The sequence below is a fragment of the Paraburkholderia sp. USG1 genome (genome assembly GCF_031570135.1).
In the GTDB taxonomy this organism is placed as follows: domain Bacteria; phylum Pseudomonadota; class Gammaproteobacteria; order Burkholderiales; family Burkholderiaceae; genus Paraburkholderia; species Paraburkholderia dioscoreae.
Genome location: NZ_JAMWXW010000021.1, coordinates 89572 through 110579, shown reverse-complemented (window position 1 = coordinate 110579; position 21008 = coordinate 89572). Strand labels below are relative to the sequence as shown.

19 protein-coding genes and 1 pseudogene are annotated in these 21008 nt (G+C 64.0%); 9 read left to right on the top strand and 11 right to left on the bottom strand.

Going from position 1 to position 21008, the window contains the following annotated elements:
- Positions 1-22 precede the first annotated feature (22 nt).
- The 3 genes from tssJ (at position 23) to icmH (ending at position 2880) form a co-directional block, all read left to right on the top strand.
- Positions 23-649 carry a type VI secretion system lipoprotein TssJ gene (tssJ, locus tag NE850_RS25790; protein WP_035517140.1) on the top strand — a complete coding sequence of 209 codons (627 nt, stop codon included), beginning with the start codon at positions 23-25 and terminating at the stop codon, positions 647-649.
- A gap of 108 nt (positions 650-757) precedes the next feature.
- Positions 758-2104 carry a type VI secretion system baseplate subunit TssK gene (gene tssK, locus NE850_RS25785; protein ID WP_310699574.1) on the top strand — a complete coding sequence of 449 codons (1347 nt, stop codon included), beginning with the start codon at positions 758-760 and terminating at the stop codon, positions 2102-2104.
- The gene (gene icmH / locus NE850_RS25780) at positions 2101-2880 is read left to right on the top strand and encodes a type IVB secretion system protein IcmH/DotU (protein ID WP_007176938.1); all 780 of its coding nucleotides are present in this window, start codon (positions 2101-2103) and stop codon (positions 2878-2880) included. The genes tssK and icmH overlap by 4 nt, the downstream gene beginning before the upstream one ends.
- Before the next feature lie 157 nt (positions 2881-3037).
- On the opposite strand, the gene zwf is transcribed toward icmH, so the two are convergent.
- The 6 genes and pseudogenes from zwf to NE850_RS25750 all read right to left on the bottom strand — a co-directional run bounded on the left by zwf (position 3038) and on the right by NE850_RS25750 (position 8873).
- The gene (gene zwf, locus NE850_RS25775) at positions 3038-4525 is read right to left on the bottom strand and encodes a glucose-6-phosphate dehydrogenase (protein ID WP_007176937.1); all 1488 of its coding nucleotides are present in this window, start codon (positions 4523-4525) and stop codon (positions 3038-3040) included.
- Between the two features lie 344 nt (positions 4526-4869).
- Positions 4870-5805: a bifunctional Delta(1)-pyrroline-2-carboxylate/Delta(1)-piperideine-2-carboxylate reductase gene (gene lhpI / locus NE850_RS25770; RefSeq protein WP_007176936.1), complete on the bottom strand. Its 936-nt coding sequence runs from the start codon at positions 5803-5805 to the stop codon at positions 4870-4872.
- 45 nt (positions 5806-5850) lie between these two features.
- Positions 5851-6180 (bottom strand): hypothetical protein, encoded by a 330-nt coding sequence (locus tag NE850_RS25765; RefSeq protein ID WP_310699573.1) that lies wholly within the window; start codon positions 6178-6180, stop codon positions 5851-5853.
- A 350-nt stretch (positions 6181-6530) separates the two neighbouring features.
- On the bottom strand, positions 6531-6782 hold the full coding sequence (locus NE850_RS25760) for a hypothetical protein (RefSeq protein WP_007176935.1): 252 nt from the start codon (positions 6780-6782) through the stop codon (positions 6531-6533).
- Between the two features lie 65 nt (positions 6783-6847).
- A pseudogene (locus NE850_RS25755) lies at positions 6848-7497 on the bottom strand (hypothetical protein).
- A gap of 35 nt (positions 7498-7532) precedes the next feature.
- A complete protein-coding gene (locus tag NE850_RS25750) occupies positions 7533-8873 on the bottom strand; it encodes an FAD-binding oxidoreductase (RefSeq protein WP_007176933.1) in 1341 nt (446 codons plus the stop codon).
- A 98-nt stretch (positions 8874-8971) separates the two neighbouring features.
- Between NE850_RS25750 and NE850_RS25745 the strand changes: the two genes are divergently transcribed.
- Together NE850_RS25745 and NE850_RS25740 are read left to right on the top strand one after the other, a co-directional pair.
- Entirely contained in the window at positions 8972-9109 is a 138-nt protein-coding gene (locus NE850_RS25745; RefSeq protein ID WP_157187693.1) for a hypothetical protein, read from the top strand.
- Between the two features lie 334 nt (positions 9110-9443).
- Positions 9444-10298, top strand: a complete 855-nt coding sequence (locus NE850_RS25740; RefSeq protein ID WP_165188177.1) for a helix-turn-helix domain-containing protein — start codon at positions 9444-9446, stop codon at positions 10296-10298.
- 18 nt (positions 10299-10316) lie between these two features.
- Here the strand turns inward: NE850_RS25740 and NE850_RS25735 are convergent, their stop codons facing one another.
- Complete coding sequence (locus NE850_RS25735) at positions 10317-12158, bottom strand: ATP-binding protein (RefSeq protein WP_035516569.1); 1842 nt, start codon at positions 12156-12158, stop codon at positions 10317-10319.
- On the bottom strand, positions 12128-12658 hold the full coding sequence (locus NE850_RS25730) for a molybdopterin-dependent oxidoreductase (RefSeq protein WP_007176930.1): 531 nt from the start codon (positions 12656-12658) through the stop codon (positions 12128-12130). Before NE850_RS25730 ends, NE850_RS25735 begins: the two co-directional genes overlap by 31 nt.
- Before the next feature lie 230 nt (positions 12659-12888).
- Between NE850_RS25730 and NE850_RS25725 the strand changes: the two genes are divergently transcribed.
- Positions 12889-13836, top strand: a complete 948-nt coding sequence (locus tag NE850_RS25725; protein WP_007176929.1) for a phosphoribosyltransferase — start codon at positions 12889-12891, stop codon at positions 13834-13836.
- A 29-nt stretch (positions 13837-13865) separates the two neighbouring features.
- Here the strand turns inward: NE850_RS25725 and NE850_RS25720 are convergent, their stop codons facing one another.
- On the bottom strand, positions 13866-15578 hold the full coding sequence (locus NE850_RS25720) for an ATP-binding domain-containing protein (protein ID WP_310699579.1): 1713 nt from the start codon (positions 15576-15578) through the stop codon (positions 13866-13868).
- 215 nt (positions 15579-15793) lie between these two features.
- Between NE850_RS25720 and NE850_RS25715 the strand changes: the two genes are divergently transcribed.
- Together NE850_RS25715 and NE850_RS25710 are read left to right on the top strand one after the other, a co-directional pair.
- Positions 15794-16420, top strand: a complete 627-nt coding sequence (locus NE850_RS25715; protein ID WP_007176927.1) for a glutathione S-transferase family protein — start codon at positions 15794-15796, stop codon at positions 16418-16420.
- Positions 16421-16577: 157 nt separating this feature from the next.
- On the top strand, positions 16578-17144 hold the full coding sequence (locus NE850_RS25710) for a Fur family transcriptional regulator (protein ID WP_007176926.1): 567 nt from the start codon (positions 16578-16580) through the stop codon (positions 17142-17144).
- Positions 17145-17311: 167 nt separating this feature from the next.
- Here NE850_RS25710 and NE850_RS25705 read toward each other — a convergent pair whose 3' ends face one another.
- Positions 17312-17824: a response regulator gene (locus NE850_RS25705; RefSeq protein WP_007176925.1), complete on the bottom strand. Its 513-nt coding sequence runs from the start codon at positions 17822-17824 to the stop codon at positions 17312-17314.
- A 527-nt stretch (positions 17825-18351) separates the two neighbouring features.
- A complete protein-coding gene (locus NE850_RS25700) occupies positions 18352-19152 on the bottom strand; it encodes a TetR/AcrR family transcriptional regulator (RefSeq protein ID WP_007176924.1) in 801 nt (266 codons plus the stop codon).
- Positions 19153-19227: 75 nt separating this feature from the next.
- Between NE850_RS25700 and NE850_RS25695 the strand changes: the two genes are divergently transcribed.
- A complete protein-coding gene (locus NE850_RS25695) occupies positions 19228-20778 on the top strand; it encodes an MDR family MFS transporter (RefSeq protein WP_007176923.1) in 1551 nt (516 codons plus the stop codon).
- Positions 20779-21008 lie beyond the last annotated feature (230 nt).

The window sequence follows — 21008 nt, the reverse complement described above, 5'->3', positions numbered from 1 at the left end:
GGCGCCGAGCCGCTCGATGTATATGAACTCGCATGTTATTCGCCATGCATCGCAATTGATTGCCAGTGCTACCGCGTGCGCGTTGCTAGGTGGCTGCGCGGCCGGCGTGACCGTGCTCGGAGCCGCAGCCAACGCGGCTTTGCAGGCGAGCGGCCTCGGCAAGCCGGACCTGCCGGACGCCCAGAAACCGCCACGCAATGTCGGTCTCACCTTATATGCCGCGCCAAATCTGAATGCCGCGAATGACAAACGCCCATTGGCACTGGTCGTGCGGCTATATGTCCTGAAAGACCCCACTTCATTCCAGCAGGCGCCATTCGACGCCTTTACCGATCCGGCCCGTGAGAAGACTATCCTGGGCGGCGATTTGCTGGGCGTGCGCGAAGTTACTCTAATCCCCGGCCAGCGCTACGCCGTTACCGAAAAAGTCTCGCGTGAAGCGCAGGCATTCGGTATCGTCGCGCTATTCCGCGATCCGGCAATGCAGCGCTGGAAATTCGCCTTCGACCCGGCGAAGTCAGAGAAATCCGGCATAATGATCGGCCTGCATAACTGTGCAATGACGGTGACCAACGGCACTGTGATCCCGTCAGAACAGGGATTGCCCGCGCAACCGCTGAATATGCTTTCTTCTGTAAGCTGCGGATAAAGATGCCGGTCAAATACGATTTAACATTCTTTAGAGAATTAACAATTCGGCGCTCGAATCGGTTATCTCCCGATGCGCCATACGCTGAACGCATATAACAGGTTTGAGATGAGTTATTCCGCAAAAGTGCTCTGGGGGGAAGGCCTGTTTCTGAGGCCGCAGCATTTTCAGCGTCAGGACGCCTATCATGAGGCGCGCCTGTTCGAATCGATCCAGGCGATCCAGCCATACAACTGGGGCGTACGTTCGGCGCGCTTCGACCGCGACGCGCTCGGCAGCAACGTGCTGCGCGTGAGCGAACTTTCGCTGGTGTTTCCCGACGGCGCGCTCTACTCCGCGCCGCGAGCCGACGACCTGCCGCCGCCCATTGCGCTGGATACGCTGCCCGACGGCATCAACGAATTCACGTTTTATCTCGCGCTGCATCCGCTGCGCGAAACCGGCGCGAACTATTCGCAGGACAGCAACGCGGGTTTCGTGTCGCGTTACGTCAGCGAGCAGACGCCGGTGGCCGATCATTTCACCGACGCCGCCGAAGCCGACATCACCTTCCTGAAGACCAGCGTCAAACTGATCGCGCATAGCGAGCCGCGGGATCAACTGCTCTCGGTGCCGCTCGTGCGTGTACGCCGCACCGCTACGAGCGGTTTCGAAATCGACGACAGCTTCGTGCCGCCCTGCCTCGCCATCGACGCTTCGCCGATCCTGCATCAACGGCTGCGCCAACTGATCGATGCATTGCAGGCCAAGGTCAACGCGCTGTACGGTTTTCATCGCGAGCCGACCAAGAACATCATCGAATTCCGCTCCGGCGACATCGCGTCGTTCTGGCTGCTGCATACCGCGAGCGCGGCGTTCGCCTCGCTCGCGCATCTGTACCAGCATTCCGCGCTGCATCCTGAACGCCTGTTCCAGGAATTGCTGCGCCTTGCCGGCCAGTTGATGACGTTTTCGAAGGGCTATGCGCTGTCCGACTTGCCGGCTTACCGGCACGACGATCCGGGCCCCGGCTTTGCACGTCTCGACACGATTCTGCGCGATCTGCTCGAAACCGTGATCTCCACGCGCTACTTCGCGATCTCGCTCGAAGAAGTCCGGCCGTCGTTTCATGCAGGCCGCCTCGACTCGGGCAAGATCGACGATAAGACCATGTTCTACGTCGCGGTGTCGGCGGACATGCCGACTGCCGAACTGGTGGAAGCCGTGCCCGCACGCTTCAAGGTCGGCGCGCCCGACGACGTCGACAAGCTGGTGCTCTCGGCCATGCCGGGCGTGCGGCTCGTCTACACGCCGCAGGTGCCGCCCGCCATTCCGGTTCGTCCGGGCGCGTGCTACTTCTCGTTCGAATCGCGCGGCGCGCTGTACGACCGTATGTTGCAGGCCCAATCGGCAATGATCTACGCACCGTCGGGCATCAACGATCTTCAACTCGAACTGATTGCCGTCACATCATGAGCTACGCGCCCTCCCTGTTTGGCGGCAGCACGCCCGCCGCGACGCCCGCACCGGTCACCGAGCCGACCTACCAGGTCCGCTCGCTGCTCGATCTGCTGTACGACGGCTTCTTCATGCTGTTCCTGTTGAAGAACGGCCGCGAGCCCGGCGACGCGCAGGAATTCAGCCAGCGCATCCAGCAGTTCCTCGGCGACTTCGAGCGCGGCGCGAAGAAGCTCAATGCGTCGGCGGAAGATGTCTACGCGTCGAAGTTTGCGTTCTGCGCGGCCATCGACGAATCGGTGTTGTCGTCCACCTTCAGGATCCGCACGGAATGGGAGCGCCGGCCGCTGCAGCTCGTGCTGTTCGGCGAGCAACTGGCGGGTGAGAAATTCTTCCAGTATCTCGAGGAGTGCCGCGCACAGGGCGCGGCGCGTCTGCAATCGCTCGAGGTGTTTCACATGTGCCTGCTGCTCGGCTTTCAGGGCAAGTATCTGCTCGAAGGGCCGGAGAAGCTCGCGTATCTGACCGCGCGTATCGGCGATGAAATCGCGCATATGAAGGGCAAGCGCGCGCCATTCGCGCCGCATTGGCCGCTACCCGATCAGGTCGCGCACCGGCTCAAGCGCGAGGTGCCGTTGTGGTCGATCGGTGCGGTATTCGCGCTGGTTGGGCTGCTGGCTTATCTCGGACTGAACACCTATCTGCGCGACCAGACTTTGCGCTCGCTCGCGCCGTATTCGCAGGTGGTCAAGCTTGGACCGCAATCGGCCACGTTGACGATTTCGTTGCCTTAGGCATCGAGCGCTGATCGATGGAATAAGAAAGCCCGCTCATGCGGGCTTTCTTTCGTTCTCGACGGCCTGGATATGCGCATCGAATCGGCCGGTGTAAAACTACGTCTTGTCTAGCCCGCTGGCATTTGCGGGCTTTCTACCGCGCTGAAGAAAAATCTTATTGCGACTCTTCCGCCCACACCGCATTCTCCCGCGCCATCAGCGCCGTGGATGCAGCCGGCCCGAACGTGCCCGCCGTATAGCTGCGCGGCTTGTCGCCCGACTTGCTCCAGCCCGCCAGAATCGGCTCGGCCCACGCCCATGCCGCTTCGAGTTCGTCGCGACGCATGAAGTGCGTGAGACGTCCGCGAATCACGTCGATCAGCAAACGCTCATACGCTTCCGCGCGCCGCTCGGTGAAGGCCTGCTGCAAATCCAGATTCAGATTCACCGGCAGCATATGCATGCCGCTGCCCGGCTCCTTGGCGAGCACCTGCAACTGGATCGACTCCTCAGGTTGCAACTGGATCACGAGCCGGTTGCCGTAGTTGCGCCCGCTATGCCCGTTCGGGATGATCGAGAAAGGCAGTTCTGAAAACTCGATGACGATCTCCGACACTTTCTTCTGCATCCGCTTGCCCGTACGCAGGAAGAACGGCACATGCGCCCAGCGCCAGTTATTGATGTGCGCGCGCAACGCGACGAAGGTTTCGGCGCGGCTGCCCGCAGGCACGTTGTCTTCCTCGAGATAACCCTTCACCGCCTCGCCGTCCACCGCGCCGGCGGTGTACTGGCCGCGCACGGTGTCGCGCGCGATGTCTTCCGGCGTCATGGGCCGCAATGAGCGCAGCACCTTGAGTTTTTCGTCGCGGACCGCGTCCGGGTCCAGCGACACGGGCGGCTCCATCGCGACGATGCACAGCAGTTGCAGCAAGTGGTTCTGCACCATGTCGCGCAGCGCGCCAGTCTTGTCGTAGAAGCCCGCGCGGCTGCCCACGCCGACCGTTTCCGCCACCGTGATCTGCACACTCTTGATATACGGCGCCTGCCACAGCGGGCCGAAAATCGGATTACCGAAACGCAGCACCATCAGGTTCTGCACGGTTTCCTTGCCGAGATAGTGGTCGATCCGGTAGATCTGCGCTTCGCTGAAATGCTTGCCGACCGCCGTGTTGATTTCCTGAGCGGAGGCCAGATCGTGGCCCAGCGGCTTTTCGAGCACCACCCGCGAGTTGCCGTCGACCAGTCCCGCCGCTGCGAGGTTATCGCAGATGTTCGTGAACAGATCCGGCGACGTCGCGAGGTAGAACACGCGGCGCACACCCTCGCGCGACGCCTCCTTCAGGCGCTGATAGTCCTCGACCGAGTCCACGTCCATGCGCACGTATTCGAACAGCGCCAGAAATTTGTCCCAGGCAGCGGCATCGAACGCTTTCTTTTCGATGAAGGGCTTTGCCTTCTGCTCCATGAATTCGTTGATGTACTCCTCACGCGACCAGGGCTTGCGCCCGATCGTGAGAATGCGGGTCTCCGGCGGCAGGTTGCAATGCAGATGCGCCATATAGAGCGCGGGCAGCAGCTTGCGAAACGACAGGTCGCCGGTGCCGCCGAAAATGATCATGTCGAGCGGCAGGTCGGGAGTGGCAGAAGCGTGGTGGGTCGTCATAGCGCGGTCGCAGCGTCGTGAGGGATAAGGCGTGGATGAAGGGCAGAAAAAAGCGGGCAAAAAAACAGCAGCAAAGCACCGTGCCGACGGCCCGGCGCTCTTTTCTGACAAACGCCTATGGTGCAACGTTTTGAGATTGTTTGCACGGCAACATGTGCCGCAGGTTGGCGCAATATGCCAACCTGCGGCATCAACGGCCTGCCCGGAAGGTTTTTTCCGGCTTTCGCCGGCAGGCCGCCGCCCGTTGTGTTGCCCGCTGTGTCGCCCGCTGTCGTAGCGCTTGCGCACGCCACACCCACGGGCTGCCCTTACATGCTTCCGGCACACGCTTTTTCATCAAGCCTTCAGGCGCCTGACAATGCCTCGCGCGCCACGCGGCACGCCGCCAGATCCCAGGCCGCACAGCCGACGCTTTTAAAAACGACCGGTTTCTTTTGCGGCCGCAGCGCCGGGTTGTCGAGCACCGAAGCGATCCCGCCGACCTGCGCCCAGTCCACGCCCGCCTGAATGAAGTCACCGGCCTCGTGGCGCGCGCCAGCCTCGTCGTCGACAAAAAGCGCGCTCCCGGCGAGAGTGCGCGCGCCGATCTCGACCATGGCGGGCGTGAATGCGCCGACGCCGATCACGAGACGCTCCGCGCGCGCGGCTTCGTCGTAGATCGGCTGTCTGCTCGTGGTCAGCGCGATCACCACGTCGACCGACTCGGGAATCGCCGCGCCGTCCTGCGTGAACGGCCGGACCTCAAGCGCCTTGTCGTGATGGCGTGCGCAAAACGCTTCGGCACGCGCGGGCGCACTGCCTTTCACCCACACGCGCGCTTCGGGAAACAGCTCGCCGATCGCCTCCAGATGGTTGAGCGCCTGCGTGCCGGTGCCGATCAGCAGGAATTCGCGCGGAGCGGCGGCGGCGAAGGTTTCGACGCCGAGCATCGAGATCGCCGCCGTGCGGCGTCCCGTGACGATCGGGCCGTCGAGGATGAAGAGCGTCTCGCCGGTGTCGGCGTCGAACGTCATGACTTTGCCGTGAATCGTCGGCAGGCCGTGCGGGCCGTTGGCCGGGCACACGTTGACCAGCTTGTGGATCGCGAGGTCGGGCGCGGTGGCCGGCATGGACAGCATGATGCCGCCTTCGTTGAGCGGCACGACGAGCCGCTCGGGACTCGCGATGCGTTGCTGCGCATACTCGATGCTCGCGCGCTTGAGTGCGTCGACGAGTGCGGCATACGGAATCAGCCGCGCGGTCGCGGCGGCGTCGAAAATCTGCGTGATCGGGCGAGTCATGGGCAGGTTGTTCCAGTGCTTGGCAAAAGGTTGAGTTGGAATTGACTAGCAGGCGACGCTCGCTTCGTTCGGCTGGCGCGACGACTGGATCAGCATCAGCAGATCGCCCGCCTCGATCGGACACGGCTCGTCTTCGTAAAACGGGGGCACGCGCGACGCGCGCACCGGGCCGACCACTACCGCGCCTGGCCGCGCATTGCTCCAGCGGCCAACTTCCTGCGCCGTTGTGCGACGGTCGAGCAGGGCGACGCGGCCGCGCGCCGACAGCGGATCGTTGGTGAATGGGACAATGAGCCGCGTGCGGGCGCGCGGCGGCTGCCAGGGCGTGCGGACACGGCGCGGCAAACGCGCGCGCGATAGACGCGGCTCCGGCATGGGGCAGATCGGGCACGCGGCAGCTCCGGAGAATCTATGACAAGCGATTCTACGACGCCTGACGCGCGGTGGGGCCGGATCGCGGCAGAGCAGCGACGTGGCGGGAGGCAATGGGTGGTTCAGCCGTCGCCTAGGGCGCCGCCTGGAGGCGAGTCATGGGCGGCTTACGCGTAACGCCGTGAACAGATCAATGGCCTGGCCGACTGGCAGCCGGTCAGGGCCGGCATGCCGGCTTGGGGACGAATCGCAGGCTCCTTATGGTGGAAGTAGAGTCGTGCCGGCACCACCACCACAGCCTCGGGTAGACCCCTTCGTGGAAGCGGCCGAAGGCGAAGCCGACCACCTCGCCGTCATTGCGAAGTATCTTTGTCGCCGCCCTTCTTGCCGCCCTTGAACATGGCGCGGCACGCCGGGCTCAGTTCATCCACGTGCTGCTTCATGCACGCGGTGATCTTTTCTTTGTTGGGAATGTCAGCGGCGCAGAAATGCATGGCGTCGCCACGGCAGGCCTTGGTTTGCTCGTCGCGGCTGGCGGCGCTCACCGGGTCGGCAAAGCCAGTCACAACAAGGCTGGCGGCAAGCAGGAGGTAGACTCGATTCATGGCAGCTCCGGTATCGCAGAAGTCGGTGCAGGCTCCTCAGCAGAAAACGGGCCTGATCACTGCGTTCACCGAACGATCCCATCGCTCCTTGCCTGGGAGGCGATGCTGAGCGTCATGCCGCGCCCCGCGTAGAAACGCGTCATGGTTTCGAACGGCAGATACACATCCGCCTGATGCGGCGCAATGCCCGACGGATTGTGAAACCATACGCCGTCGCGATCGCGTCCGTGCAGCAGGACCAGATGGCCGCCCTGGCGCCGATTCGGCCGGTCGGGATAGCGGATCTCGGGGCTCACGGAGACGATTGCCAGCGTATCGGCGTTCAGCCGCGCGGCCATCTCTTCGAGCAACGCCTGCGGCAGCACGTCGACCTGCAAGCCGAATGCGCCGGCCACCCAATCGGCAAACGGCCGGTAGATCAAACCGTCGACACCGCCGTCCTCGCGCATGCGGTACGCGCCATGCCGTAGCGCTTCGTCGAGCAGGACGGCGCGTGGCCGATGCGCCAGTAGTCGAGCGCGGATTCGAGGCAGGTCAGGCCGCGCAGGCGTTTAGCCCAGAAGCGGTAACGCTCGGGGTTCATGAAGCCGCTACGCCGCCATTCAGGATCGTCGCAAGGGTCGCGGTGCTGCTCGACAATCGGGCCAACCCATTCGGGGCTGCCCCATTGCGTGTAGTACGGCACGCCGGCATGGCGCAAGATCGGCTGGTTCATTGGTCGCGCCTTAAGCGGATTGAGACGGGTGTTTTTTACAGCATGCTGCGAGGCCGTTGCATCGTGCCGTCGAAGAAACGCTGCAAGCGGAACGCCGACAGATCGAGCGACGCCTCGCCGCCATCGTTCAGTTCCGCGAGCAGTTTGCCGACAATCGGTCCCATCGCGAACCCGTGGCCGCAAAAGCCGGTCGCGATCGTCAGACCGCTGACCTGCGGTGGCGCGTCGATCACCGGAATGCCGTCGGGCAGCACGTCGATCAGACCGGCCCACGATTCGACCACCTGCGCGTCTTTCAACGCGGGAAACAGGGCGCGCAGTTTTTTCAGCGCATGCGGCGCGTGGCGCTCGTTCGGCTGCGGATGCGGATCGCGCGGATGCAGCACACGTTCGTTTTTCAGCACGCCGCCCGGCAAACGGTCGCGCAGATCGCGCAGACACGCACCGTTCAGATGGAAGCTGAATTTCTCGCGCTGCGCCCACAGCTCCGGCAGAAACCATTTGAGCGCACGGAAATGGCCGAGCGTCATATCGACGTCGACCTGCATGTCGTCGGCCAGATTGATTGCGCCGTTCGCGCGTTGCCGCACGCCCAGACCGTGCCCCCAGAACGTCGACGCGGTGATGCGCGGCAGCGGATTGGTGCGCATGCAGGTGCCGCGCACGGCCTGCTGCGGCAGTTCGAGCCCGAGCGTTTCGAGCAGACGCCAACTGCTCGCGCCGGCCGCGCAAATGAAGCGCGAAGTGCGCAGGGTGCCGCGCTCGGTGACCACGCCGGCAATCGCGCCGCCCGCGCGCTCGACGCCGATCACCCCGCAGCCTTCGAAAAACAGCGCGCCCGCCCCGGCCGCCCGCGCCGCGAAGGCGGCCGCGGCGCGGCGCGGCTCCGCCTGACCGTCGCTCGGGGTGTAGAGGCCGCCGAGCGCCGGGCCTTGCATGCCGGTCACGACCGTGTCGATCTGCCTGCGGTCGAGCGTGCGCGTATCGAGCCCGTGCTGGCGCGCGACGTCCATCCATTGCTGGAACGAGCTCCAGTCTTCTTCGCCGGTCGCCACGTAGAGACAGCCCCCCTGACGCCATTCGAGGTCGAAATTCAGCTCGCTTTCGAGTTTTTCCCACAGCTTGATGCCCGCCATCATCAGCGGCACTTCGGCGGCTTCACGGCCCTGCTGGCGCACGAATCCCCACGCCCGCGACGACTGCTGCCCGGCAATCCGCGATTTGTCGAGCACCACCACCGAGAGCCCGCGGCGCGCCAGATAGTAGGCGGCCGCGCAGCCCATGATGCCGGCGCCGGCAATCACCACGTCGGCATGTTTCGGGAACACCTGGTCAGCGGGCGTGAAGTTCGCGTGCAGCGGGTAAGTGGTGGTCATCGGACTGGCAGGTTTTAAGTGTGGGCATAATCTTCGCAGGCGGCCCGGCTGTTCGCAATGCCGTAGTGCTCGAGGCTGGCGCCGGCGTATGGAAGCGAATGATGCACCGTCTATTCGTCAGGCAGAGCGGGGGCCAACGGCTGATCGGCCGGACGCCCGGCTCGACCGAGCGGGTTTCGGCGAAAGCGCCCGAGCGGGCTTCGGCCAAGGTCGCCGAGCGGATTTTCAAGGCCTGAAGAGCATGGCGGCGAGGCTCGCCGCCATGCCCGCCGGCCAGGCATTCCGGGCCGTTCGCCACGCCAGAGATATTTCTCTGCCGATGCGGCGCGGTTTCATCGGTAAAATACGACTCATGCTAAATGCATAAAAAAATCGCCGAACCGGTCCGTTCCGACTCTTGCACCAACGGGCTTGGCGGCGATCAACAAAACTACAGACTGCGATACTTTTTACGGTACATTTGCTGTCCCCTGCGTAACCGCGTCAATGCGCATCGAATGTGCATGGCCGTGTCGCGCCTGTCGTATCGCACTCCCCAGTACCCTTTAAGACGGCGGATTCTCACGCAGTATGGCCAACGAAACACACTCACCTGACTCCATCGCAGTCGCCGAGCGCGTGCGCGAGTTGATGAGCCGGCACGGAATCGGCAAGCGCCAGCAGACCACGGAGCTGTGCCGTATTCTCGACCTGAGTTTTTCACAGGGGCACCGCAAGCTGCGCGGCAACAGCCCGTGGACCCTCTCGCAGATCAAGAAGGTTGCCGAGGTGTTCGGCGAGCCGGCCGCCCAGCTGTTCGGCGCGCAATCGCTCGATCCGGGCATGGTCGGCGCGATCGCCCAGGAAGCCGTGTTCTGCATCGGCGCAATCGAACTGGCCTGCACGGCCTGGGTCGGCGCCGCGCTCGAGGCGGGCAGCCGCCCCGAATTCGTCGCGTATTCCAGGCTCGGGCAATGGCGTGTGGCGCGTCATGACGGCACGCTTTACCAAAGCGCATACGAAGTTCACAAGATCGAGATCTATCCGCGCCGCGCCGAAACCGACAAGCCGACCATCGCCGTGGTCGACGACGATCAGGCGAGCGCCGACAACCTGCGCGACTATCTGGAGCGCAGCGGCTTCGCGGCGGTGGCGATCTATGGGCTGGCGGCCTTTGCCGAACAACTGCAAACCCAGGTGTTCGACGGTATCGTGATCGACTGGCTGTTCGGCTCGCAAACCTCGGCGGCCGCGATTCGCGCAGTGCGCGCCTCGGAAAACCCGGACGCGCCGATTTTCGTGCTGACCGGCGAATTGCTGACTGGCAAGGCCAGCGAATCGGAGATCAGCCAGGTGATCCGCAATTACGACGTCGCGTGCTATGAAAAGCCTGCGCGCATGGCGATTCTGGTGGCCGATCTGTCGAAGCGGTTGAACCGGCCGTAAGCAGCGGTCTTCTTCGCATCACACCGTGTGCCGCGAAGCCAGAGCCCGCTGCAACGCGCTGCGAAGTTCCTCGTAATGGACCGGCTTCAATAGCGCATCGAAAAAGGGCTGCTGCGAGCCGGCGCCGTCCTCCGTTCCCTCGTCCGGCGCATACGCGCTGACCACGATCACCGGCACGCCCGCGGACGGCCCGCCGCGCGCGGCGAAGTCCGCGAGAAACGTATAGCCGTCGCGCCCGGGCATATGCAGATCGAGCAACACCACGTCGCAGCGGCGCGCGTCGAGCCAGGCGAGGGCGTCGTCGGCATTGGCGACGGCGTGCGCATCGAAATCCATATACGCGACCATTTCGCTGAGCGACTCGCGAATCAGGCGGTTGTCGTCCACGATCAGCACGCACGGACGCGCACCGCCAGGCTCGGTGCGCGCCGCCACGTCCTGCGGCTGCGCGGCGGCGACCGGCGTGACCGGAATGGTGACGGTGAACGTCGTGCCCTCGCCCACCTTGCTCGCCACCTCGACGGTGCCGCCGAACAGTTTGACGAGCCCCTGCACGATCGTCAGCCCCATCCCAGCGCCTTCGAAGCGGCGCGTGCGCGATGCGTCCAGTTGGGTGAACTCCTGGAAGATGAGCGGAATCTGCGCATGCGGCACGCCCGGCCCCGTGTCGCTGACCACGAAGGTCAGCAGCGCCGGCCGCTGCCGCAACAGCACCCGCACGGTGCCGGTCTCGGTGTAACGGATCGCGTTGGTAACGAGGTTGTTGACGATCTGGCGAATCCGGTGCGGATCGGAATCGACCAGGCCGCCCACACCGCTCGCCTCGCTTTCGAGCCGCAGACCGCGCGCGGCGGCGGACATCGCATGTTCGTCGACGATCGACGCGAGCAGCTCGCGCGGCTCGAAATGTTCGTGACGCAATTCAAGCTTGCCGGCGCCGAGGCGCGCATAGTCGGTCAGGTCTTTCATCTGCGCTTCCAGATGCCGCGCCGCGGTTTCGAGCCGCTGGATCACCTTGCGGTCCGCCTCGGAGTGATAGTTGAAGCCCAGCAATTCGATCGACGACACGATGGCGTGCAACGGCGTGCGCAGCTCGTGACTGATCATGCCGAGAAACGCGTCCTTGGCGTGACTGGCCTCGCGCGCCGCGCGGCTCGCCTGGTGCTCGGCTTCGAGCGCCGCGTGTTGCTGACGCATCAGGCGCGTGCGGCGCCGCCCGTTCAATACAAGCAACAGCGTCGCCGCCGCCGACAGCAACAGCAGCAACAGACCGCCGGCGAACAGCATGCGGCGCTTGTCGATGAAATCGCGGTTCATCGCTTCGCGGTCGGCGACGTCGGCAAAGCGCCGGCTCAGCGCGAGATCGTTGACCTCGTTCCAGTGCTCGCGCAGTTGCGCGACGATCCGATTGGCCTCGCCGCGGTCCTTCGGCAACGCATCGACTTCAGGTCCGATACCGCCCAGCAACCGGTCGAGCGAATGGATTTCGTCCATTTGTCTTTGCAGCAGCGAGAGCTGCGTGGTCAGCCGGCGCGTCGAGCCCGCCATCACGTGGAGTTTCGATTGCAGCAACTGGTAACGCAGCATCAGCCGCTGATAGTCGTCGTCGCCGCCCGATTGATACAGCAGCAGCTGATTCTCGAAACGCGCGTACGCGATTTGCAACTGCGCGGCGTCCCAGTAGAAGCCGTCGTAGGAACCGGTCAACTGCTCGGTGGCGCGCGGGTTGAGCAGATTCGCGTACAACAGGTAGCCGATCGCGCCGGCCGGCGCCGCGAGCGCGGTCAGCCAGATCAGCACGTAGAGGACTCGGCGCCACGGACGGCGCACTATCTGACGATGAGGGCCTTGATCTGCCATACGAATTTCGAATCGCCCGAGGCGCCCGTGAGTTCATCGGGGAACGCATCGCGCGGGTAGATGAGGAACAGCGGCCCGAAGTCGCTGATCTTCAGACGCCGGCCGTTCATGCTGTATGCGACGATCACGCCATAACGATCGCCGTCCGACACCGGAATGGTGTACGTGTAGTCGTCGAGCGTGTGGATTTCGATCTGGCTGCCAGACGCACCGACCGTCTTCAGAATATCCGCCAGCAGCGGTCCTGTGAAGGTGGAGCGCGGCGTCCAGGTGGTCGCGGTCGTAATCGTATGGACCGGCAGTGCGAGCAGTTGAGCCTCGGTGAAATGGTACGTCTGGTGCGACGCATCGGTAGTCTTGCCGATCTTGCCGCGCACGTCGAGCGATAAAGGTGGAGGATCCGACTGGGCTAGCGCGCTCCATGCGGCCAGTGAGAGAACGAGGCCCGCGGCCCAGATTGCATGTTTCCTGCCATTCACCGCTGCGGTCAACTTGGTCATCTGCTTTTTTATTCCGTTGTCTATCTTGCTGTGGGTGGCCGGACAGTCCCCGGTCCGATCTGTCGCCGCGCCCGCCACCCGTTGCCCCCGACGCGATCTTTGAACCGCATGCATAATATCGCCAAAATTCTCTGTCTCAAAAACGAGGAGCCGCGGCCGCGCGAGCACCGCAAGCCGCTCCCGCGCCAGAGAAACTCGCCCCACACGCGCCACGCGCCGCCCAACGAGTCATGAACAAGCCGGTTTTGCCCCTGACGTACGAACAACTCGATCACTGGATCGAGTCGCTGCAACCCGCCTTGCTGGCCGAGCGCTTCACGATGGCGATCGGCATTCTGCGCGGCGGCGCGCCGCTCGCGCTGATGGTGTCGCACGCCGTCGGCACGCCGGTCGCGTTCCTGCGCTACGATCGCGAGGCGCGCACGGTCGCCTGGGATTCGACGCTGCCGATCCCGCCCGCGGGCTCGGTCGTGCTGCTGTGCGAGGACATCGCGGGGCGCGGTTTTACGCTGACGGATTGCATCGCGTTTCTTCAGCAGCAGGGCCTCGTGGTCAGGACGCTGACCGGCGCCGTGGACGACCTGAGCCGCACGCAACCCGACTACGCGATCGACGCGCGCGGCTACTTCGCCCTGTTTCCGTGGGAGCGCCAGGCCTACACCGAGCGTTATCGCGAAGACTGGGCGCGCGTCGAAGCCGGCAAGGCGCCCGCGATGGCGGACGATCACGAATACGCCACGTATGCGATCGACCTCGACGGCATTCTGCTGCCCGACGTGCCGCTCGCCCGCTATGACGAAGATCTGGCCGCCGCGCTCGCCGAGCGCGATGCCCTGCTGCCGTTCGACGTGCTGCCCGGCATCGACCTGCAGCAGGTCCGGACGATCATCACCGGCCGGCCGGAGATGGATCGCGCGCGCACCGAGGCGTGGCTCGCGCGGCACGGCTTCGGCCACCTGCAACTGACGATGCGCACGCCCGACACGCACGACGAAAGTCCCGCCGGCAGCGCCGCTCACAAGGCCACGGCCGCATTGCGCGGCGGCGTCACGCATTTCATCGAGAGCGATCCGGTGCAGGCGTTGCTGATCGCCCAGCAGGCACCGCTGCTGCGCGTGATCTGGTGGGACGCGCATACGCAAACCGGCATGCTGGTCGGCGCGCGTGCGTGGACCTGAGCGTCCGGGGTGTCTGAAGCGTCCGGGCCCTACGCTTCTTTCGCTTCCCTGATCTCCTTGCCGCCGCGCAAATGCAGATGCCGCGCGGCCCGCTGCGACGCGACGACAATCAGTTTCATCGTCGCGCGCGTGGCGCCGACGAACAGCTTGCGCGCGATGCGTTCGTCGAAGGTCTCGAAGTCGACCTCGGTGAAAATCACGCACGGCGCCGCCTGCCCCTTGAAGCGGTAGATCGACTCGAACAGCACGTCCCCTTCGCGGTACTCCGGGTTGCCGAACATATCGTACTTGCCCGTGAAACTGCGCAGCCGATGCGGCCCGAGGTGATCCAGCGCGGTCATCGCCGAGCCTTCGCGGCCGCGAAACGACAGCACGACGATGTCCTGCTTGCGAAAGCCGAGCGAGAGCGCCTGGGTGATCGCGCGCTTGGTCGCCTCGATGCTGCCTTCGGCTGCACTGGCTTCGTCGTACACGGAGAGCGAAATATCGGAGCCGTCGAACGGGCTGCCTGACGCGATCGCCGCGGCGACCGGCACCGGGGCGCCGACCACGTCGCGCACATAATCGAGAATGTCACGCGGGCTGCGATAGTTCGTGGTTTCCGTCAGCGTGGTCCAACCGGGCAGCGCGACCGGTTCACGCATATACAGATTCTGCAGCGGGTCTTCGAGCCACCACCACGCGGCGCCTGGACGTAACAGGCGCTCGAGTGCGGTGACCCACGGCTGCTGGAAATCCTGGCCTTCGTCCACGATCAGCACGTCGAATTGCCAGCGCGGACCGATCGGTGTTTCCGCAAAAATCGTTTCGAGCTGATCGAACGCCGCGAGGGAAGTCCCATTGGGCGACACGCCGCCCGCCTGGAAATCCGGCTCGCGGCCCGCGTCGCGCGCGATCCAGTCGCATAGCTGGTGATAGTTGGCCACCTTCGCTTCGGGCGGCGCGACGCGTGCGATGTGATCCGCCAACGGCCGGTTGAAGCACACGTATAACGGCTGCTGGCCGCGCGCCACCGCGTCTTTCATGACCTGCACCGCGAGTTGCGTCTTGCCCGAGCCGGCCGTGCCGATCACGCGCAGCCGGAACGGCGAGAATTCGAGCCGCCTTGCCCACGTCGCGAGACCGCCTGCCAGGCGCGTGACGAGCGTGCCCGCCTGCCCGAGCAGCGCGCTGGCGTCGGGCGTGAGCGCCAGCTCGTCGGCGAAAAAATGGTGGATTTTCGGCGCGCTGGCAAGGCGCGGCTCATCGGCCGGCAAGGCTTCGCGGATAACCGCCGCGAGCCGGTCCTTGCGCGTCGCGTCGACGATCCGGGCGGGATTCACTCCGGCAATCGCCGTGTCCTTGACGACGTGATCGGGGCAATACAGCAGTTCCTCGATGAAATACGTGCCCGCGCCGAACGCCGCGGTAAAGCGCCGGTGCAGACTTTCGACGGTGTGCGCGAGCGCGATCGCCACGTTGCGCTCGGTCTGCAGATAAACCTTGACCAGTCCCTTCGGCGTTTCGCGCAGGAAGCCGGTTTTCTGTTCGACGATCATCACGCGCCCGGCCGGGCTGACGATCACGAAATCCGCTTCGCCGAACACCGAGAAGTTCTGGTTCAGACGTGTCCAGTGCACGCCGTGATAGACGGTGTAGCCCTCGGGAAGCGCTTCTTCCAGCAACGCCAGCGTTTCGCGCTCGCGGGCCGCCGCGCCGGTGGCGGCAAGGCTTTTCCAGTCGTCGGGAACAATGCGGGCCATGCGTGCCTCGTCGTATTCGGATGGGCTCATTGTACGCAACGCGCACAATTGCCGAACCCCTGTAGCGGCGGCGCTTTCAGACATGCCGCCCGGCATGCCCGGCGCCGCCGGTTGCCGCCCGGCGGCGCGCAACATCACGCGCATCGTGTATCGTTACCGGTTGAACGCCGCGCGACGGGCGCGGCTTGCCAACTGTCAAGAAAAGGATTTACCGGATGATTACGATCTGGGGACGCACCAATTCGGTCAACGTCCAGAAAGTTTTGTGGTGCTGCGACGAACTGGTTCTGCCGTATGAACGGATCGACGCCGGCCTGCAATTCGGCCGCAACGACGAACCCGCCTATCTCGCGATGAACCCGACCGGCAAGATTCCGACGCTGGTCGACGACGACTTCGTGCTGTGGGAATCGAACTCGATTTTGCGCTATCTGGTGCTGCAATACGGGGAAGGCAGCCTGCTATATCCGTCTGAGCCGAAAGCGCGTGCCAGCATCGACCGCTGGCTCGATTGGTCGCTGTCTACGCTGCAACCCGCCGAGCGGCCCGTGTTCTGGGCGCTCGTGCGCACGCCCGCCCCCGCGCGCGACACCGCAAAACTGGCCAGCGACTTCAACGCCGTCGCCGTGCTGTGGCGCATGCTTGACACGCATCTGCAAGGGCGCTTCTTCCTCGAAGGTGAGAAGTTCACGCTGGCCGACATTGTGATCGGCGCCTACGCGAAACGCTGGTTCGGCGTGGATGGCGTCGAGCGTCCGCCGCTGCCGAATCTGGAGCGCTGGTATTCGCGCATTGCGACGCGTACGGGGTTCAAGAAGTATGTGGACTTTCCGCTGACCTGAACCATCGGGTTCGAGCCATCGGGCTGCGTATGCCCAAACGCCGGCCACTCGCTCTGCTGCCCTTGCTCCCGCTTTTTCGCGCAGCGCCATTGCGCCACGACGAACGAACGCACAGCGCGCCGGCACGGCGTGGCACGATGGCCTTTATAATCGTCGCATGAAGACCGCCAAGCCCGCCGCGACCACCGCAAAAGCCACCTCCGCTCACTCTCATGAGCCGGGGCACGCGCACGGTAATTCGCAGGAAGCCGCCCTGATACTCGCGGAAGAATATTGCCGCGAACGCGGCGAAAAACTCACGCCCATCCGCCGTAAAGTGCTCGAATTGCTGCTGAATTCCGGGCGCGCCACCAAAGCCTATTCGCTGCTCGACGAGATGCGCCAGATCCATCCCGGTTCGGCGCCGCCCACGGTTTATCGCGCGCTCGACTTTCTGCTGTCGGCAGGCCTCGTGCATCGGATCGAATCGATCAATGCATTCACCGTCTGCCACGATCTGACGCAATGTCAGCATGGCATTCTGGTGGTCTGCCAGCAGTGCGGCAACGTCACCGAATTGCACCAGCCCAAGCTGCGCCAGGCGCTTGTCACACAAATCGAAGACGCGGGCTACCGGCTCGCGAGCGACGAAATCGAATTGAAGGGATTGTGCTCTACGTGTCAGGCGGCGGAAGCGGCGGCGGCGGGCAAGGATGCGGCGCAGCCTGTTGCTGCCGTCAAATAGCGCGGCTGGCTGCGCCGTCAGCCACGGCTCGTGGAGCGCACCGGAATCGGTTCGCCGCCGAGACGGGCCTCTGGAGGGCAAACGCTCCGCTTTCCGGCGGGAACGCGGCTACAACGGCGCTGCGGCACGCAATTCACCGACCACGTCCGCGAAGCCGCCCCGCTCTTTCAGCCCGCCGCGCGGGCGTCGATCGCGTCGTGCAGCAGCGTCACGAGATCCTCGGGCAAGGCCGGTTTCGTCATGAAGTGCTGGAAGCCTTCGCCGATACTTCGCAAGCGATAAGCTTCGTCCGTATGGCCAGTGAGCGCGACGGCGACCGATGGTGCGTGGTCGCCACGAATCTCGTGGTCGCGCAAGCGCTGGATCAGGTAGAAGCCGTCCATGGCGGGCAGTTCGAGGTCGCATACCACGGCGTCGGGCAACAACCGCAGCGCCGCCTCCACGCCCTCTTCCGCATCCGCCACCGCGACGACATTCGCGCCTTCCGCTTCGAGTAACAAGGTCAGCGATTCCCGGCTGTCCGGGTCGTCTTCTACGAGCACGATCGTGGCCTGATCGAGTCTCAATGCTGCAGTCATTTTCTGTTGTTGCTCTAAAAAACCGGTTAGGCCGTCAGACGTGGCCAACGTTTCACTCTGCTGTTTGCCGCCCATTTGCGCGGCTGCGATATTGCTGTTCATGGTCCGACTCGATTTCATGCGCAGAGTTGCAAGCAGGCCCGCGATTGTAAAACATGGCCTGAACGCCAACGCGTGCGCACAGTAACGCGCCAAAATTGCACGCCGATGAAAAACCGGCCCTCGGCGCCACAGTCACGGCTCGCCGAGGCCGACTCCCGATCCGCCGCGACAGCTCGTGCAAACCCCAATTTGGCACGGCCTTTCCCGCCCGGCGTCTCATTTCACATTCCTGTTCGTTGCGATGCCGGCGAGGTCGCGTCATGCCGCCTGCATTCACGTTTCAATCCACCACTAGCATGCGGCGTGCCTCGCCAGATTCGGCGTCGGGCGGGACTGGTTGCGCGGTGCTGCCTGCTACTTGTTCGACGAAAGCGGCTTATTAGGTGTGGGAGCGGAGACGGACGCGGAGACAGAGAGACGACGGTGGTGGTGTCGACTGCCTATCACGCTTTGCGCCACATCTGCAGACTGCGCGAGTGGCGAGTGGCGTGACAGGTGACAGGTGACAGGTGACAGGTGACAGACAGTCAGCCTGCTTTCTTCGGACCAATCCCCTGCACCAGCAACGCCACCGCATGCCGGGCAATCTGCTCGCCGCCGATATTGCGACGTACGGGATCGTTGCACCACAGTTTGGACGTGGCCAGCGGCAAAATCGTCAGCCCTAGCAGCGTAACGAAGACGAGCGCCGGTTCCAGCCCCGCATTCAGCCGCCCCTCTTTCTGCCAGCGGGCAATGGCCGACAGCGACGCCTTCTGATGCGCGTCGCCGAAACGTTCGTGCATGCGCTGGCGCAGCAGGCCGCCATCGCTGATGACTTCGCGCACCCACAGCGACGGAAACCACGGGTGGTCGGTGGCCACCTGCACGAGCCGCCGCGTGAGCTGCGTGATCGCTGCCACGGGATCATCGGGATTCTCCTGGAACGGCACGCCTAGACCCGCGCGCAACGGAGCGAAACGCTCGTCGATCAACACATCGAGCAACTGATCGCGGGTTTTGAAGTAGTAATGCATCATTGCGGGCGTGAAACCGGCCTCGCGGGCGATCTCTCCAAGCGTGGTATCGACAATGCCCTGCCGCGCGAACAGGACGAGCGCCGCGTCGAGCAGACGGTTGCGCTGATCGGGTCCGCGCGCGGCGCCCGAAGGCCGGCCCGGCCGACGTGGCGGCGCGGCTGCCTTGAGATTCGCCGGCGCATCTGCCTGCGAATCTGTCTGAGTTTCAGCAGGCCGCCTGAGCGCCGCTCGCGGCTTGCGCCCTTTCACTCCAGCGATGTCTTTCGGCGGGCTTTTCACCGCTTGATCGTCGGACGGAATTCTTGCCATTGCACTCGATTTGACGGGTGACGCGATGTCGCATATATTAATCTCTAAATTAATTAATTTCAACGCCAGGCCGCCATGGATCAATCGACCACGACTCAACCCGCCGAGCTGACGACACAGCACGAGGCGCAGGACAGCCCGCAGAGCGGCGCGCAGGCCGGCGATCATCCGCCGATCCGCCTGCTGTTCCCGGCGCTGCTGCTGGTGATGTTGCTCGCCGCGCTCGACCAGACGATCGTCTCGACCGCGCTGCCGACCATCGTCGGCGAACTGGGCGGGCTCAACAACCTGTCATGGGTGGTGACCGCCTACCTGCTCAGCTCGACCATCGTCGTGCCGCTGTACGGCAAATTCGGCGATCTGTTCGGCCGCAAGATCGTGCTGCAAACGGCGATCATCGTGTTCCTGGTGGGCTCCGCGTTGTGCGGCGTCGCGCAGGACATGACGCAGCTCATCGTGCTGCGCGCGTTGCAGGGTCTTGGCGGCGGCGGCTTGCTGGTGGTTACGATGGCCGCCATCGCGGACGTGATTCCGCCGGCTGAACGCGGCCGCTATCAGGGCGTGTTCGGCGGCGTGTTCGGTCTCGCGACCGTGGTCGGCCCATTGCTCGGCGGCTTTCTTGTCGAGCATCTGACGTGGCGCTGGATTTTCTACATCAACCTGCCGCTCGGCATCGTCTCGCTCGTCGTGATCGGCGCGGTGTTCAAGCCGCATGTTCGCCACGTGAAGCACACCATCGACTACATGGGCGCCGCATTTCTCGCCGGCGCTCTCACCTGCATCATCCTGTTCACGAGCCAGGGCGGCACGATCCTGCCGTGGTCGTCGCCGCAGTTGTGGTTCACGCTGGGCATGGGGCTGGTGGCGATCTGGGGCTTCATCCACGAGGAACGCAGCGCGGTCGAACCGATCATGCCGCTCGAGCTCTTCAGGCAACGCACGTTTTTGCTGAGCAGTCTGATCGGCTTCATCATCGGCGTGTCGCTGTTCGGCTCGGTGACGTTCCTGCCGTTGTATCTGCAGGTCGTCAAAGGGTCGACACCGTCGCAAGCCGGCATGCAGATGCTGCCGATGATGGGCGGCCTGTTCGTCATGTCGATGGTGACCGGCCGCGTAATCAGCAAGATCGGCAAATATCGCATGTTCCCGATCGCGGGAACCTTACTCGTGGCAGTCGCGATGCTCCTGCTTGCGCGCCTGCAAATCAGTACGCCGATTCATGTGATGTATATCGACATGGGCATTCTCGGCTGCGGGCTCGGCATGGTGATGCAGGTGCTGATTCTCGCTGTGCAGAACACGGTCGAGTTCAGGCATATGGGGGTGGCAACTTCAGGCGCGACACTGTTCCGCTCGATCGGCGGCTCGATCGGCGTGGCCGGTTTCGGCGCCGTGTTCTCGAACGGTCTTGCCGCGCGTCTGGAAAAGCTGATTCCGCCGGACACGGAATTGCCGCACGCGCTTGGGCCCGCTGCGATCCATCAGTTGCCGGAAGCATTGCGCGACGATTATCTGCAAGCGTTCGCCGGTGCGTTGCACACCGTTTATCTTGCGGCTGCCTGCGTGGTGGTACTGGCGTTCGCGCTCGCGTGGCTGCTGAAGGATCATCCGCTGCGCAAGCATTGACGATTGCGCCAATTGCTTCGAGCGCTTCCTGCAAGCGTTTAATGACGACGGGCACGATGAGGGACAACGAGGTCGAGCGCCATGCGCGCGACCTCGTTCTGTTTTTAGCCCCGCTCAAATGGCGTGAAAAAACTTTCTCCCCCATTCGTCCTGCCGACATATGGAGCATTTCGTCGTACCTACAAGTGTTCGCTAGCGCACATAAGATAGGTAGCAACGTCGATTGACGT

Coding starts and splice junctions, on each gene's coding strand:
- tssJ (WP_035517140.1), top strand. CDS start 23: ATGAACTCGCATGTTATTCGCCATGCATCGCAATTGATTGCCAGTGCT.
- tssK (WP_310699574.1), top strand. CDS start 758: ATGAGTTATTCCGCAAAAGTGCTCTGGGGGGAAGGCCTGTTTCTGAGG.
- icmH (WP_007176938.1), top strand. CDS start 2,101: ATGAGCTACGCGCCCTCCCTGTTTGGCGGCAGCACGCCCGCCGCGACG.
- zwf (WP_007176937.1), bottom strand. CDS start 4,525: ATGACGACCCACCACGCTTCTGCCACTCCCGACCTGCCGCTCGACATG.
- lhpI (WP_007176936.1), bottom strand. CDS start 5,805: ATGACTCGCCCGATCACGCAGATTTTCGACGCCGCCGCGACCGCGCGG.
- NE850_RS25765 (WP_310699573.1), bottom strand. CDS start 6,180: ATGCCGGAGCCGCGTCTATCGCGCGCGCGTTTGCCGCGCCGTGTCCGC.
- NE850_RS25760 (WP_007176935.1), bottom strand. CDS start 6,782: ATGAATCGAGTCTACCTCCTGCTTGCCGCCAGCCTTGTTGTGACTGGC.
- NE850_RS25750 (WP_007176933.1), bottom strand. CDS start 8,873: ATGACCACCACTTACCCGCTGCACGCGAACTTCACGCCCGCTGACCAG.
- NE850_RS25745 (WP_157187693.1), top strand. CDS start 8,972: ATGATGCACCGTCTATTCGTCAGGCAGAGCGGGGGCCAACGGCTGATC.
- NE850_RS25740 (WP_165188177.1), top strand. CDS start 9,444: ATGGCCAACGAAACACACTCACCTGACTCCATCGCAGTCGCCGAGCGC.
- NE850_RS25735 (WP_035516569.1), bottom strand. CDS start 12,158: ATGGCAGATCAAGGCCCTCATCGTCAGATAGTGCGCCGTCCGTGGCGC.
- NE850_RS25730 (WP_007176930.1), bottom strand. CDS start 12,658: ATGACCAAGTTGACCGCAGCGGTGAATGGCAGGAAACATGCAATCTGG.
- NE850_RS25725 (WP_007176929.1), top strand. CDS start 12,889: ATGAACAAGCCGGTTTTGCCCCTGACGTACGAACAACTCGATCACTGG.
- NE850_RS25720 (WP_310699579.1), bottom strand. CDS start 15,578: ATGGCCCGCATTGTTCCCGACGACTGGAAAAGCCTTGCCGCCACCGGC.
- NE850_RS25715 (WP_007176927.1), top strand. CDS start 15,794: ATGATTACGATCTGGGGACGCACCAATTCGGTCAACGTCCAGAAAGTT.
- NE850_RS25710 (WP_007176926.1), top strand. CDS start 16,578: ATGAAGACCGCCAAGCCCGCCGCGACCACCGCAAAAGCCACCTCCGCT.
- NE850_RS25705 (WP_007176925.1), bottom strand. CDS start 17,824: ATGAACAGCAATATCGCAGCCGCGCAAATGGGCGGCAAACAGCAGAGT.
- NE850_RS25700 (WP_007176924.1), bottom strand. CDS start 19,152: ATGGCAAGAATTCCGTCCGACGATCAAGCGGTGAAAAGCCCGCCGAAA.
- NE850_RS25695 (WP_007176923.1), top strand. CDS start 19,228: ATGGATCAATCGACCACGACTCAACCCGCCGAGCTGACGACACAGCAC.